Origin of the sequence: Streptomyces sp. MP131-18, from assembly GCF_001984575.1 — a bacterium.
Lineage (GTDB): Bacteria > Actinomycetota > Actinomycetes > Streptomycetales > Streptomycetaceae > Streptomyces > Streptomyces johnsoniae.
The window spans coordinates 6,877,543-6,891,355 of sequence record NZ_LZNS01000001.1 but is presented as its reverse complement, the minus strand read 5'-3'; the positions used below and the strand labels follow the sequence as shown (position 1 = coordinate 6,891,355).

The following is a 13,813-nucleotide window of genomic DNA, read 5'->3' as shown; positions in this document are numbered from 1 at the left end:
GCGTGGAGCACGCCGATCTGGTCGGTCTTGGCTCGGCCGTACTGCTCGCGGGCCTGCTGGCGCGCCTGGCCCGCCGCTTCGGACTGCCGTCCGTGCCCTGCTACATGCTGGTGGGCATCGCCTTCGGCCCCGGCACGCCGGGGCCCGTGCTGGTCGATCATCCCGGTGAGCTGTCGCTGCTCGCGGCGCTCGGTCTCGTGCTGCTGCTGTTCCACCTGGGGGTGGAGTTCCCGCTGGACCAGGTGGTGGGCGGCGGCCGGCGGCTGTTCGTGGCGGCGGCCTGCTACATCGGTCTGAACGTGACGTCCGGGCTGCTGCTCGGCCTCGCGCTGGGCTGGGGCGGCTCGGAGGCGCTCGTGCTCGCCGGCGCGCTGGGTATCTCGTCCTCGGCGATCGTCACGAAGCTGCTGATCGAGCTGCACCGGCTGACGAACGCGGAGACGCCGGTGATCCTGGGGATCATCGTGATCGAGGACCTGTTCCTCGCCTTCTACCTGGCGCTGCTCTCGCCGGTGCTCTCGGCGGCCGAGTCGCCCGCGGAGCTGGCGGAGGACGTGGCGATGAGCTTCGGCTTCCTGGTCCTGCTGTTCGCGGTGGCCAGGTACGGGGCGCGGGCCGTGGCGGCCCTGATCGGCAGCCGGGAGGACGAGCTGCTCGCGGTGCTGACGGTCGGGCTGGTGGTGCTGGTGGCCGGGCTGTCCCAGGAGGTCGGCGTCTCGGATGCGATCGGGGCGCTGATGATCGGACTTGTGGTGTCGCGGACGGAGATCAGGGAACGGGTCGAGCGGCTGGTGCTGCCGCTGCGGGACGTGTTCGCGGCCGTGTTCTTCGTCACGTTCGGCCTGACGATCGACATCGCGGACATGGACGCGGTCGCGGTGCCGGTGGCGGTGGCGATCTGCGTGACCCTGCTGGCGAACGTGTCGGCGGGGATCGTGACGGCCCGGCTGTTCGGCTTCAACCAGCGGGCGGCAGCGAACATCGGTCTTACGGTGCTGGGCCGGGGCGAGTTCTCGCTGATCCTGGCGACACTTGCGGTGGGCGCGGGGCTCGACGAGCGGATCGGCCCGTTCATCGCCTTGTACGTGCTGCTGCTGGCGGTGCTCAGCCCGCTGCTCGCGACGCACTCCCGGTACCTGGCGCGGATCATGCCGGACCGGGTGCTGCGGCCGGGGTGGCGGTATGTGCGGGAGGAGACGATCAGCACGTCCTGCACGCACCTGGACCAGATCCGGGTGACCAGGACCGACGTGGACGTCTGCGCGGCGTGCGAGGCGCTCGGCGACGACTGGGTGGAGCTGCGGCTGTGCGTCACCTGCGGGCACGTCGGCTGCTGCGACGATTCGCCCCACCGGCACGCGAGCACGCACGCGAGGGAGTCGGGGCACCCGATCGTCCAGTCGCTGGAGCCGGGCGAGGACTGGCGCTGGTGCTTCCCGGACGAGACGCTGGTACGGGCACCGCTGGGCGCACAGCGATAAGGCTTAAAGCTTTCACCAATTCGTTACGTGTACTAAGCACCTTGTCGTATCGTCGCAAACGGAGAGCCACTACAGGGAGACCGTTTGACCACGCAGAGCCAGCAACCGCCGACGCCCGCCGAGACCGTACCGCCGCAGACCGCGCCCGCGGAAGCGGCGCCGATGACGCACCCGGAGATCATGAGGGCCCTCTCCGGGCTCCTCCTCGGCATGTTCACCGCGATCCTCTCCTCGACGATCGTCACCAACGCCCTGCCGCAGATCATCGGGGACCTCGGCGGCGGACAGTCCGCCTACACCTGGGTCGTCACCGCGACCCTGCTGGCGATGACCGCTTCGATGCCGCTGTGGGGCAAGCTTGCCGACCTGTTCAGCAAGAAGCTGCTGATCCAGACGGCGCTGGTCATCTACGTCGGCGGCTCCGTCGTCGCCGGACTCTCGCAGAGCCCGGCCATGCTGATCGCCGTCCGCGTCGTTCAGGGGCTCGGAGTCGGCGGGCTCGTCGGCCTCTCGCAGGTCATCCTGGCCGCCATGATCTCGCCGCGCGAACGCGGCCGGTACAGCGGCTACCTCGGCGCCACGTTCGCCGTGGCCACCGTCAGCGGCCCGCTCATCGGCGGCATCATCACCGACACCCCCTGGCTCGGCTGGCGCTGGTGCTTCTACATAGGCGTCCCGTTCGCCATAGCCGCGCTGCTGGTCCTCCAGCGGACGCTGCGGCTGCCCGTCGTGCGGCGCGAGGTGCGGATCGACTGGGCGGGCGCGGCCCTGGTCAGCGCCGCGGTCTCACTGCTGCTGATATGGGTGACGCTGGCGGGCGACCGCTACGACTGGGCGTCCTGGCAGACGGCCGCGATGGTCGGCGGCTCGCTCCTGCTGGGCGCGCTGTTCCTGGTGGTCGAGACCAGGGCGAGCGACCCGATCATTCCGCTGCGCCTCTTCCGCGACAAGACCATCGCCCTCACATCCGTCGCGTCCCTCTTCGTCGGCATCGCGATGTTCAGCGGCACCGTCTTCTTCAGCCAGTTCTTCCAGCTGGCACGGAACCAGTCCGCCACCATGTCCGGGGTCATGACGATCCCCATGATCGCCGGGCTCTTCGTCTCCTCCACCGTCTCGGGGCAGTTCATCACGCGCACGGGACGCTGGAAGTGCTGGCTGGTCAGCGGTGGGGTGCTGGTCACGGCGGGCATGGGACTGCTGAGCACGATGCGCTACGACACCCCGTACTGGCAGGTCGCCTCGTTCATGGCGCTGATGGGCCTCGGCATCGGCATGATGATGCAGAACCTGGTGCTCGCCACGCAGAACCAGGTCGAGCCGAAGGACCTGGGCGCCGCCAGTTCCGTGGTCGCCTTCTTCCGCTCCTTCGGCGGCGCAATCGGCGTCTCCGCGCTCGGCGCCCTGCTCGCCAGCCGCGTCGCCGGCTACGCCGAGGACAGCCTGGCCCGGCTCGGCGGGCCCCAGGCCGAGGCCGCCTCGGGCGCAACGGGCAGCGGCGCCATCCCCGACCTGGACCGGCTGCCCGGGCCGCTGCGCACCGCGGTCGAGAGTGCCTACGGGCACGGGGTCGCCGACATCTTCCTGTTCGCGGCGCCCTGCGCCCTGATCGCGCTGCTGCTCACCCTCTTCATAAAGGAGACGGCGCTCAAGACCACCACCGGCGGCGGCTCGGCCTGACGCTGCCGGCCGGGCCGTCCGGGCGCCGGGCCGACCGGGCGCCGGGCCGACCGGGCGCCGGGCCGACCGGGCCGACCGTTCGAGAAGGCCCGGCCCCGGCGGCCGGGGGGCGCCGCCGGGGCCGGAGTCGGGGTCGGAACGTCAGGCGCCCGCGGCCTTCAGCGCGGCGGCCACCTTGACGACGCGGGCGGCCTGCACCCGGGCCGCGGCGAGCGCGTCCTCGTCGACCGGGAGGCTGCCCTGGGCGTCGACGTGTGAGGTGCCGTACGGATTGCCGTCCACAAACTTGACGGGGTCCGTGTAGCCCGGGGCGACGAGGATGCCGCCGAAGTGGTGCACGGAGTTGTACAGCGCCAGCAGCGTGGACTCCTGCCCGCCGTGCCGCGTGGCCGTGGTGACGAAGCCGCTGTAGACCTTGTCGGCCAGCTTGCCCTGGCCCCACAGCCCGCCGAGCTGGTCGAGGAACTGCTTGAGCTGCGAGGAGACGTTGCCGAACCGGGTCGGCGTGCCGAAGATCACGGCGTCCGCCCACTCCACGTCCGCCGGCGTCGCCTCCGGGGTCCCGGCGCTCGCCGCCGCGTGCGCGGCCCACGCCTCATTGCTCGCGATGGCCTCGGCCGGGGCCAGCTCGGTGACCTTCAGCAGCCGCACCTCGGCGCCGGCCTTCTCCGCGGTCTCGCCGATCTCCTTCGCGAGGGCGGCGCTCGAGCCGGTCGCCGAGTAGTAGATGATGGCGAGCTTGACGGGTGTGCTCATGGATGACCTTTCTCGGGGTCGGTCCGGTTCACCGTTGAACCTTAAACTGAACCGCGCCCGCTCCTCCACCCGGACACCGAAAAGGCCGCCGAGCTGCGCTGCTGCGCTGCTCCGCGGCCGAGAACTGCTCCAAGGGCCGGGCCGGGGTCGCCCCGCCCGTCAGGCGAACAGGAAGTCCGCCTCTCCGCGCTTGGCTCCGCTGATGAATGTCTTGATCTCGTGCACCGTGTAGATCAGTGCCGGGCCCTCGGGGTCGGTGGACTGCCGCAGGGCCACCCGGCCGTCGGCCAGCTTCAGCGCTTCCACGCAGTTGCCGCCGTTCGGGCCGCTCCACGGCTTGCGCCAGCCCTCGTTCCCCAGCTCACCAGCGGGCATGCCGTTGTATATATGTCCCATCGGGTGAGTCGGTTGACGCTTGTCGTCAGTCATCCGGTCAGAGCTCCTTGCGAATTGCACCGAGAATCGCCTCGGTGTCGTGAACCGGTGCGGCCTGCGCACCCAAGCGGTCCAGCACCTCGAGGTAGGCCACGGTGTCGGGCCGCTCGTCGAGGTAGACCGCGCCGGTCAAGCTCTCCGCGTAGATGATGTCGGGCAGTTCCGGGATCTCGAACCGGAACAGCTGGAACGGCCCGAACATGCCGGGATGCGGACCGGCACTGAACGGCATGATCTGCAACGTGACGTTCGGCAACGCCGTCGCCTCGATCAGCCGGTCGATCTGCCCGCGCATGACGGAGGGCTCTCCGACACGGCGGCGCAGCACCTGCTCCTCGACCACGGCCCACAGCAGCGGGGCCCGCGACCGGGAGAGCAAATCCTGACGCTCCATGCGCAGCGCGACCCGGCGCTCGACCTCCTTCTGAGGGGCGTTCGGGAAGCCGGTCCGCAGCAGGACGCGTGCGTAGTCCTCGGTCTGCAACAGACCGGGGATACAGTGCGGTTCGTAGGCACGGATCAGACTGGCCTCGCCCTCCAGGCTCACGTAGAGGCTGAACCAGTCGGGCAGGACATCGCGGAAGCGGTGCCACCAGCCCGGCTGGTTCGCCTCCTCCACCAACCGCAGGAACGATTCCCCCTCGGCGGGCGGAACGTCGTAGCGCTCCAGCAGCGCCTTGACGTAGAGCGGCTTGAGGCCGACCTCCGCCTTCTCCATGCGCCGTACGGTGGTGGTGTTGACGCTGAGCGCCGCGGCGGCGTCGGCGAACGAGCAACCGGCCCGCTCCCGCAGATCTCTCAGGCGCAGCCCGAGGACGATCTGTCCCACGGTCGGCCCCGACCGTGCCTCTGCCACGTCGCCTCCTACAGCGCCGACTTCGTCTCCACCATGTACGGAAGAAGGTACGGAAGAAGTTTGCCACACCGGGTAGTGGCATCGACAGACATCTCTTCGCTTTCTGCAAATCGCAGAACTCCGCTTGCGCAATGCGCACATGGATGCGCATAGTTAACAGGTGACCCGGCTCACGATGGCTTCGGTACCACGGAAGGCGACCAGGACCGTGTCCCCACTTCACGGCACGACGCCGCTCCCCCGCCCCCGGCCGCTCCCTGCTCCGGTCGGCGCGCATGCGGGCCGACGCGGCGAGCGCTTCGAACTGCCTGCACTGGCGGCCTCCGTGGCCGCCGCCCGCAGCCGGGTCGCCCTGCGGGCCGGCCACTGGGGGCTGCCGGAAACGGTGTGCGACACGGCACAGCTGGTCGTCTCCGAGCTGTTCACCAATGCCATTCTGCACACGGACAGTGACGTTGTGCATTGCCGGCTTGAGGCCACCGGTCTGTTGCGGCTGCGCATCGAGGTCGCGGACGAGGGCCCGGGCCTCGACAAGCGCGCCCCCGACGCCGCGAGCGCGGACGCGGAGCACGGCCGCGGCCTGCTGCTCCTCGACGCGTTGGCCGCCCGCTGGGGCGTCATCGCACCGGACCGCGCCACGGGCTGCACGGTGTGGGCCGAGATACGGCCCTGACGATCGCGGCAACGGTCACGGCCACGGGCCGGACCAGCCGCCCACCTCACGCCTTCTGTCGCTTTTGCCGCTTCCGCCCGCGTACCGCGCCATTCCTGGTGCCGGGTGCGCATTGCTAGGCTTCCTCGCGTCCTGCCGCCGCCCCGCGCGACGCCCCGAGGGAGTTCTGTGGCCGTCATACCGCCACCCCCGCCCCACCCGCCCCACGTTCCCGGGCCCCACCCGCCCCGCATACCGCGCTTCGTGCTGCTCGGTGGCGGCCTTGCCGTCGGCATCGGCGGCCTCTTCCTCGTCGGCTCGCTCGCGCTCGGCGGCGAGATAGCCCCCGGCACCACCGTCCGCGGCGTCGACATCGGCGGGCTCTCGCCGGACGACGCGCGCGAACGGCTGGCGGCTGAGCTGGCCGCGCCCGCCGCCGCGCCCGTCGAGGTGCTGATCGGCGAGGAGGACGACGAGCCCCACGAGCTGAACCCGGCGGTGGCGGGTCTCACGTTCGACCCGGCGGCGACGGTGGACCGCGCGAGTCGGCCGGGCCTGCTCGGCCGCCTCTTCGGCACCGGGGGCGGGGAGATCGACCCGGTCGTGCGGCAGGACGAGGAGGCGGGGCGTGCCGCGCTGACCGCGCTGGCCGAGGAGTCCGACACGACCGTGCAGGAAGGCGCGGTCGCCTTCGAGGATGGCGCGGTGCGCGTCACGCGGGCGCGGGCCGGGTCCTCGCTGGACGTGGCGGAGTCGCTCGGCATGCTGCGGGACGGTTTCCTGCCGCACGGCGATGATCCGGACGCCGCCGGTCCGCTGCGGCTGCCGGTGACGGCGGCCCAGCCGGTCACGGACGCGGAGGAGGTGGCGCGCGCCGTCGAGGAGTTCGCCGAGCCGGCGATGTCGGGGCCTGTCGTGCTGAACGCGGGCGGCGCCAGGATCGAGCTGCCGCCGGAGGTCATCGGCGACCACCTGACCATGAACGCGGACGGCGCCGGCCGCCTTTCCCCCGCGCTGGACGGCGAGGCACTCGCGGACGACGAGCGGCTGGCCGAGCCGTTCGCCCGCGCGGCCGTCGCCCCCACCGACGCGACGCTGCGGCTGACCGGCGGCGAGGTGGTGGCCGAGGGCGGCGCCCCCGGCACCCGGGTCGTGACGGACGGCCTCGGCGACACGGTGCTCCCGCTGCTGCCGGGCCGCGGCGAGGCCGCGCGCACGGACGCGCTGCCGACCGAGCAGGTCGAGCCGGAGCTGAGCGCGGACAACTACCGTGAGCTCGGCATCGTGGAGGAGATGTCGTCCTTCACCGTCGGCTTCGAGCCGGCGGCGTACCGGACGACGAACATCGGCCGGGCCGCCGAGCTGATCAACGGCTCGCTGGTGCCGGCCGGGGACACCTGGAGCTTCAACGACACGGTCGGCGAACGCACCGAGGAGAACGGCTTCGTCGAGGGCGTCATCATCCTCGACGACCAGTACGAACGCGCGCAGGGCGGCGGCGTCTCGGCGGTGGCCACCACCATGTTCAACGCGGTGTTCTTCGCCGGGGTGGACCCCGTGGAGTACGGCGCGCACTCCTTCTACATCGAGCGCTACCCCGAGGGGCGGGAGGCCACGGTCGCCTGGGGCAGCCTCGACCTGCGCTTCCTGAACGACTCGGGGCACGCCATCTACATCCTGGCGAGCGCCACGGACACCTCGGTGACCATCACCTTCCTCGGCACCAAGCGGTACGACGAGGTCCTGGCGGAGGCCGGGCCGCGGGAGAACGTCACGCAGCCGGAACGCCGGGAGGGCGAGGGCGAGGACTGCGTTCCGCAGCCGCCGCTCGAAGGCTTCGACGTGGCCGTGGACCGGGTGTTCGTCGAGGGCGGGCAGGAAGCCGGGCGGGAGACGTTCCGCACCACCTACGTGCCGCGCGACGAGGTCACCTGCCCCGCGGCGGACTGACGTCCCCTGGCCGGTCCGCGGCCGCCGCGGACCGGCCAGGGGCGGGTTCACACGCTCAGCGCCCGCCGCACGGCGGTCTCCGCCTGCGCGTCGCCGCTGCCTGCGGAGGTGACGCGGCCGGCCTGGAGCACGTAGTACCGCTCCGCGGCCCGCAGGGCGAAGCCGACGTGCTGCTCCACCAGCAGCACCGAGAGGCCGCCGCGCCCGCTCAGCTCCAGAACGGTCCGCTGGATCTCGGCGACGACCGAGGGCTGGATGCCCTCGGTGGGCTCGTCGAGCAGCAGCAGTCCCGGGCGGGTGATCAGGGCGCGGGCGATGGCGAGTTGCTGCCGCTGGCCGCCGGACAGCAGCCCGGCCCTGCGCCCGCCCGCGGCCCGCAGCGCGGGGAACAGGTCGAGGGCCTCGTCGAGCGCCGCCCGGCCGTCCCTGAGGCCGTCGGCGACGAGGCGCAGGTTCTCCATGGCGGTCAGCTGGGGGAAGCTCTGCTGCCCCTGCGGCACGTAGGCCATGCCGCGCCTGACGCGCTGGTGGGCGGGCAGCCGCGTGACGTCCTGCCCGTCGAGAAGAACGGTGCCGGCACGGGGCCTGATGAGCCCGAGGGCCGCCCGCAGCAGGGTCGACTTGCCCGCGCCGTTATGGCCGAGGACGGTGGCCACCCCGTCCTCGGGAACGGCAAGGGTGACGCCGTGCAGCACGGTGCTGCGGTCGTAGCCGGCGACCAGGCCGGTGATCTCCAGCATCACGCCTCCACCTCCGCACCCGCGGGGGCGGCCGTCTCGCCGAGGTAGACCTCCTGCACCCGCGGGTCGGCCCGCACCTCGGCGACCGTTCCCTCGCTGAGCACCCGGCCGGCGTGGAGCACGGTGACGCTGGTGGCGAAGGTCCGCATGAAGTCCATGTCGTGCTCGATGACGACGATGGTGCGGTCCCGTCCGATGCGGCGCAGCAACTGCCCGGTGTGCTCCCGTTCCTCGTGGCTCATCCCGGCCACCGGCTCGTCCAGCAGCATGAGCTGGACGTCCTGCACGAGCAGCATGCCGATCTCCAGCCACTGTTTCTGGCCGTGCGCGAGCGTGCCCGCCGGGCGGTCGCGCACGGCGGTGAGGCCGACGGCGTCCAGGGCGCGGGCGACCTCATCGGGGATGCCGCGGCGGCGCCGCAGCAGGGTGTGCGGGCCGCGGCCCGCGCCCGCGGCGATGTCCAGGTTCTGGAGCACGGTGAGCTGCTCGAAGACGGTGGCGGTCTGGAAGGTGCGGCCGATGCCGAGCCGCGCGATGCGGTGCACGGGGCGGCCGAGGAGTTCCTCGGGGCCGAAGCGCACCGAGCCGGTGGCCGGGGCCAGTCCGGTGACGGCGTCGACGAGGGTGGTCTTGCCCGCGCCGTTGGGCCCGATGAGGAAGCGCAGGTCGCCGGGTCCGACGCGCAGGCTCACGCCGTCCACGGCGGTGAAACCGTCGAACGTGACGCGCAGGCCGCTGATCTCCAGGTCGTTCAGGGGGGCCGTGGTCATGCGGCCGTCACCGCCTCGGTACGGGCCCGGCGCCGTGTGGCGAGCTGCCACAGGGAGGCGATGCCGCCGGGCAGGAAGGCGATCACCACGACGAACAGACCGCCCTGGAAGTAGGTCCAGGCGGAGGGGAACTCCTCGGAGAGCACCGTCTGCGCCCAGGCCACCGCGATGGCGCCCAGGACGACGCCGACGACGCTGGCGCGCCCGCCGATGGCCGCGCCGATGACGAACTGGATGGACGGCACGATGCCGATGAGTGCCGGGGAGATGATGCCGACGGCGGGCACGAACAGCGCGCCCGCCACGCCCGCCATGCCCGCCGACGCGACGTAGGCGGCGAGCTTGACCAGCGCGGGGTCGTAGCCGAGGAAGCGGACGCGTTCCTCCGCGTCCCGCACGGCGACGAGCAGTTCGCCGTACCTGCTGTGGAAGATCTGCCGGGTCAGCAGCATCAGCGCCAGCAGGGTCGCGGCGATGACGAAGTAGACGGTGCGGCGGTTGACGGGGTCGAGCAGCGAGTAGCCGAAGAACCCCTGGAAGTCGGTCAGCCCGTTGCTGCCGCCCGTGGTGGCCTGCTGGCCGATGAGGAGGATGGCGAACGCGGCGGCGAGTGCCTGGCTGAGGATGGCGAAGTAGGCGCCGCGCACGCGGCGGCGGAAGACGAACCACCCGATGACCGCGGCGAGTCCCATCGGCAGCAGCAGTACGGCGGCGAGCGCCACGGCGGGCGAGCGGAAGGGCTCCCACCACCACGGCAGGGCGTCGGCGGTGCCGTACAGGAGCATGAAGTCGGGCAGCCCGCCTGGGCCCGCGTCGGCCAGCTTCATGTGCATGGCCATGGCGTAGCCGCCCACGCCGAAGAACAGGCCCTGGCCGAGGACGAGCATGCCGCCGCGGCCCCAGGCCAGCGCGATGCCGACGGCGACGATGGCGATGCACAGGTAGCGGGCGAACTGCCCGAGGCGGAAGTCGGACAGCAGCAGCGGCGCGAGGGCGAACAGCAGCACCGCGGCCAGGGCGTAGCCGGCGGGCGCGCGCCGGCGGTGGAGGAAGTCGGTCATGCCAGGCTCCGGGTGCGCAGGGTGTAGATGCCTTGGGGGCGCCATTGCAGGAAGGCGACGATGGCGATGAGCACGGTGACGCGGGCGACGCTCACGGTGGTGGAGTACTCCATCACCGCCTGGAGGACGCCGAGGGCGAACGCCGCGATCACCGCGCCGCGCAGCTGGCCGATGCCGCCGACGACGACCACGAGGAACGCGTCGATGATGACGTTGGTGCCCATTGTCGGGCCGATGGGGCCGACGAGGGTGAGGGCGACTCCGGCCAGGCCGGCCAGGCCCGAGCCGATGAAGAAGGTGATGCGGTCCACGCGCGCGGTGGCGATCCCGGACGCCTCGGCCAGGTCGCGGTGCTGCACGACGGCCCTGATGCGGCGCCCGAGCGGGGTCAGCCGGAGCGCCAGGGTCAGGGCCACGACGGCGGCCAGGGCCAGCGCGAGGATGAACAGCCGGGCATGGGTGAGGGTCAGGGGGTCGTCACCGCCGATGACGGTGACGCGGCCGGAGAGCCAGCCGGGGATCTCGGTGTGGACGTTGGGCGCACCGAACAGGTCGCGGGCCAGTTGCTGGAGCATCAGGGAGACGCCCCAGGTGACCAGCAGGGTGTCCAGCGGTCTGGCGTAGAGGCGGCGGATGAGGAGCCATTCGAGGAGTACGCCCATGGCGCCGGCCACGAGGAACGCGGTGGGCAGCGCCACCAGCAGGGACATGCCCGCGGAGGAGAGCGGGCCCTGGAGGAGGTACACGGTGTAGGCGCCGGCCATGATGAACTCGCCGTGCGCCATGTTGATCACGCCCATCTGCCCGAAGGTCAGGGACAGGCCGAGCGCGATGAGCAGCAGCACCGCGCCGATGCTGATGCCGGTGAACGACTGGGTGAGGATGATGCTCACGAGCGGTCCCCCGCGGCCAGGCCCCGCGCCCACTCGTACGCGCGCAGGTACGGGTCGGGCCTGATGGGCGTCTTCGAGCTCCACACCTCGGTGATGAGGCCGTCGGCACCGATGCGGCCGATCCGGTTGGTCTTGTGGAGGTGCTGCGTCTCGCCGTCGACGGTGACGGTGCCCTCGGGGGCGTCGAAGGTGATGCCGTCGGCGGCGGCGCGGACGTCCGCCACCTCGAAGGAGCCGGCCTCCTCCACCATCGCGGCCCAGAGGTGGACGGAGGTGTAGGCGGCCTCCATGGGGTCGGACGTCGGCCGGTCCTCGCCGTACTCGGCCTGGTAGGCGGCGACGAAGCGCTCGTTGGCCGCGCTCGGGGTGGTCTGGTAGTAGTTCCAGGAGGTCAGCTGGCCCGCGAGGGTCTGTGCGCCGATGCTGCGGACCTCTTCCTCTGCGATGGACACGGACAGCACGGGCATGCTCTCCGCGGTGAGGCCGAGCGCCTGGTACTCGCGGAAGAACGAGACGTTGCTGTCGCCGTTGAGGGTGTTGAACACCGCGTCGGCGCCCGCCGCCTGCACCTTGTTGGCGATCGTGGCGAACTCGGTGGAGCCGAGCGGCGCGTAGTCCTCGCCGGCGATCTCGATGCCGTGCTCCTCGGCGTACGCCTTGATGATGCGGTTGGCCGTGCGCGGGAAGACGTAGTCGCTGCCGACGAGGTAGAGCGATTCGACGCCTTCCTCCTCGCGGAGGTAGTCCAGGGCGGGGACGATCTGCTGGTTGGTGGTGGCGCCGGTGTAGAAGATGCTGGGCGACTGTTCGAGTCCCTCGTACTGCACGGGATAGAACAGCAGCGAGCCGTTGCGTTCGAAGACGGGCAGTACGGCCTTGCGGCTGGCCGAGGTCCAGCAGCCGAACACGGCGGCGACCCGGTCCTGCCGGATCAGTTTCTCCGCCTTTTCCGCGAACGTGGGCCAGTCCGAGGCGCCGTCCTCGCTGACGGGCTCGATCTGCCTGCCGAGCACGCCGCCGGCCGCGTTGATCTCGTCGATGGCGAGCAGCAGCGCGTCGCGGACGGTGACCTCGCTGATGGCCATGGTGCCGGAGAGGGAGTTGAGCAGGCCGACCTTGATGGTGTCGGCCGACGTGTCGACTTCCGCGACGCGGCCGGCGGGCGTGTCCTCCCCTGTCCTGGCCCCGCAGGCCGTCATCACCACGGCGGTCAGCAGGGCCAGTACGGTCGTGAGCAGGCGGTGTCCCCGGGCTTTGGGCATGTCCGTCCTCCTTGTTCCCTCGCGGGACGGGGAATGCGGGGTGGGGAGCCGGGCCGCGCCGCCCGGCATGGGCACGCCACAGCTTCAAAGGGGGCTGTTTCCCCGGGATTTCCTTGCCATTAATACTTCCGTTCGGAAGTATCACGGCCGTTCGGGTGGCCCGCTCCAGCCGTCGAGGTCCGCCGTCACCGCGAAATCGAGCCCGTCCGCCTCGGCGAGGTAGATCCGCTGGCGCGCGTGACGCCCGTTCAGGCGCAGCAGCCCGCGGGCCCCTTCCCACGCGACGTCGCCGACCGTGCCCTCGATCGCCGGCACGGCCCAGGAGCCCGCCCTGGTGATCAGTGCGGCCAGCAGCAGCACGCCCTCGTAGCAGGACTCCCCCAGCGCACTCGGGGCGGGCGCTTCGGGGCCGAACCTGGCCGCGTAACGGCCGTGGAAGTCGAGGGTGTCGGCGGTGGCGAGGGCGCCGAAGAACCCGGCCGTGGCGCTGAGTCCGCGGGTCGCGTCGGCGCCGCTGGCCAGCAGCATGTTCTCGTCCATCAGCGTGCTCAGGCGCAGGCACTGCCGGTCCAGCCCGGCGGCGGCGAACGCCCGGTTGAAGCGGACGGCGTCGCTGCCCACGAGCAGCATCAGCACCGCCTCCGCGGCCTGCCGTTCGATGTGGGCCAGCGCCGCGGCGAAGTCGTCGGTGCCCAGCGGCAGATAGCTCTCGCCACAGATCCGCCCGCCGCTCTCGCGCGCATAGGCGTGCGCGGCGCGGGCGGTGCGGCGCGGCCAGATGTAGTCGTTGCCGACGACGTACCAGCGGCGGACCCGCCGCTCCGCCGCCAGCAGCCGCATCGCCGGGCGGAGCTGGCCGTCCGGCGTCTCGCTGGTGAGGTAGACGCCCTCGGAATCCTCCCCGCCCTCGTAGAGCGCCGTATACACGTAGGGCACGTGCCGGGCGATGCGCGGGGCGACCGCCTGCCGGACCGAGGAGATGTGCCAGCCGGTGACACCGTGCACGATGCCCGCCGCGACCAAGTGCTCCACCTCGGCCGCCACCTGCCGCGGCGGCGCCCCGCCGTCCACGGTCACCAGCCGCAGCTCACGCCCGAGCACGCCGCCGGCCGCGTTGACCTCGTCGGCGGCCAGCCGCGCACACAGCTCGCAGGCCGGCCCGAAGATCCCGGCCGGCCCCTGCCGGGGCACGACCAGGGCGACGCCGAGCACCTCGGGGTCGGGGCTCAGCGGCGCGGGGCGGTCCGTGCGCGTCACCGGCCCATGATGGCGGCTTG

13 protein-coding genes are annotated in these 13,813 nt (G+C 71.8%); 4 read left to right on the top strand and 9 right to left on the bottom strand.

Features of this window, described 5'->3' with window-relative positions; translation table 11 throughout:
* Nucleotides 1-2 precede the first annotated feature (2 nt).
* Complete coding sequence (locus tag STBA_RS30830) at nt 3-1,481, top strand: cation:proton antiporter (protein ID WP_077062327.1); 1,479 nt, start codon at nt 3-5, stop codon at nt 1,479-1,481.
* Between the two features lie 162 nt (nt 1,482-1,643).
* Nucleotides 1,644-3,161 (top strand): MDR family MFS transporter, encoded by a 1,518-nt coding sequence (locus tag STBA_RS30825; RefSeq protein WP_077063729.1) that lies wholly within the window; start codon nt 1,644-1,646, stop codon nt 3,159-3,161.
* A gap of 141 nt (nt 3,162-3,302) precedes the next feature.
* Here STBA_RS30825 and wrbA read toward each other — a convergent pair whose 3' ends face one another.
* From wrbA to STBA_RS30810, 3 genes are all read right to left on the bottom strand, one after another.
* On the bottom strand, nt 3,303-3,917 hold the full coding sequence (gene wrbA / locus STBA_RS30820) for an NAD(P)H:quinone oxidoreductase (RefSeq protein ID WP_077062326.1): 615 nt from the start codon (nt 3,915-3,917) through the stop codon (nt 3,303-3,305).
* A gap of 159 nt (nt 3,918-4,076) precedes the next feature.
* Nucleotides 4,077-4,313 carry a DUF397 domain-containing protein gene (locus tag STBA_RS30815; RefSeq protein ID WP_077062325.1) on the bottom strand — a complete coding sequence of 79 codons (237 nt, stop codon included), beginning with the start codon at nt 4,311-4,313 and terminating at the stop codon, nt 4,077-4,079.
* Nucleotides 4,314-4,350: 37 nt separating this feature from the next.
* Entirely contained in the window at nt 4,351-5,208 is an 858-nt protein-coding gene (locus STBA_RS30810; protein WP_077062324.1) for a helix-turn-helix transcriptional regulator, read from the bottom strand.
* Between the two features lie 208 nt (nt 5,209-5,416).
* Here STBA_RS30810 and STBA_RS30805 point away from each other — a divergent pair, with 208 nt between their 5' ends.
* Both STBA_RS30805 and STBA_RS30800 read left to right on the top strand, forming a co-directional pair.
* Complete coding sequence (locus STBA_RS30805; protein WP_253195124.1) at nt 5,417-5,881, top strand: ATP-binding protein; 465 nt, start codon at nt 5,417-5,419, stop codon at nt 5,879-5,881.
* Nucleotides 5,882-6,049: 168 nt separating this feature from the next.
* Nucleotides 6,050-7,810 carry a VanW family protein gene (locus tag STBA_RS30800; RefSeq protein ID WP_253195122.1) on the top strand — a complete coding sequence of 587 codons (1,761 nt, stop codon included), beginning with the start codon at nt 6,050-6,052 and terminating at the stop codon, nt 7,808-7,810.
* A gap of 47 nt (nt 7,811-7,857) precedes the next feature.
* Here STBA_RS30800 and urtE read toward each other — a convergent pair whose 3' ends face one another.
* The 6 genes from urtE to STBA_RS30770 form a co-directional block, all read right to left on the bottom strand.
* Entirely contained in the window at nt 7,858-8,550 is a 693-nt protein-coding gene (gene urtE, locus STBA_RS30795; protein ID WP_077062323.1) for an urea ABC transporter ATP-binding subunit UrtE, read from the bottom strand.
* Nucleotides 8,550-9,320 (bottom strand): urea ABC transporter ATP-binding protein UrtD, encoded by a 771-nt coding sequence (gene urtD, locus STBA_RS30790; RefSeq protein ID WP_077062322.1) that lies wholly within the window; start codon nt 9,318-9,320, stop codon nt 8,550-8,552. Before urtD ends, urtE begins: the two co-directional genes overlap by 1 nt.
* Nucleotides 9,317-10,381, bottom strand: a complete 1,065-nt coding sequence (gene urtC, locus STBA_RS30785) for an urea ABC transporter permease subunit UrtC (RefSeq protein ID WP_077062321.1) — start codon at nt 10,379-10,381, stop codon at nt 9,317-9,319. The genes urtD and urtC overlap by 4 nt, the downstream gene beginning before the upstream one ends.
* Nucleotides 10,378-11,274 carry an urea ABC transporter permease subunit UrtB gene (gene urtB / locus STBA_RS30780; RefSeq protein WP_077062320.1) on the bottom strand — a complete coding sequence of 299 codons (897 nt, stop codon included), beginning with the start codon at nt 11,272-11,274 and terminating at the stop codon, nt 10,378-10,380. Before urtB ends, urtC begins: the two co-directional genes overlap by 4 nt.
* Nucleotides 11,271-12,536: an urea ABC transporter substrate-binding protein gene (gene urtA, locus STBA_RS30775; RefSeq protein WP_077062319.1), complete on the bottom strand. Its 1,266-nt coding sequence runs from the start codon at nt 12,534-12,536 to the stop codon at nt 11,271-11,273. The genes urtB and urtA overlap by 4 nt, the downstream gene beginning before the upstream one ends.
* Nucleotides 12,537-12,677: 141 nt before the next feature.
* Nucleotides 12,678-13,793, bottom strand: coding sequence for a substrate-binding domain-containing protein (locus STBA_RS30770; protein ID WP_077062318.1), 1,116 nt, complete (start codon nt 13,791-13,793; stop codon nt 12,678-12,680).
* Nucleotides 13,794-13,813: the final 20 nt, after the last annotated feature.

What these genes read in the sequence shown, in the direction of transcription:
- wrbA (WP_077062326.1), bottom strand. Translation starts at nt 3,917, where the DNA reads ATGAGCACACCCGTCAAGCTCGCCATCATCTACTACTCGGCGACCGGC.
- STBA_RS30815 (WP_077062325.1), bottom strand. Translation starts at nt 4,313, where the DNA reads ATGGGACATATATACAACGGCATGCCCGCTGGTGAGCTGGGGAACGAG.
- urtA (WP_077062319.1), bottom strand. Translation starts at nt 12,536, where the DNA reads ATGCCCAAAGCCCGGGGACACCGCCTGCTCACGACCGTACTGGCCCTG.
- urtC (WP_077062321.1), bottom strand. Translation starts at nt 10,381, where the DNA reads ATGACCGACTTCCTCCACCGCCGGCGCGCGCCCGCCGGCTACGCCCTG.
- STBA_RS30825 (WP_077063729.1), top strand. Translation starts at nt 1,644, where the DNA reads ATGACGCACCCGGAGATCATGAGGGCCCTCTCCGGGCTCCTCCTCGGC.
- urtD (WP_077062322.1), bottom strand. Translation starts at nt 9,320, where the DNA reads ATGACCACGGCCCCCCTGAACGACCTGGAGATCAGCGGCCTGCGCGTC.
- urtE (WP_077062323.1), bottom strand. Translation starts at nt 8,550, where the DNA reads ATGCTGGAGATCACCGGCCTGGTCGCCGGCTACGACCGCAGCACCGTG.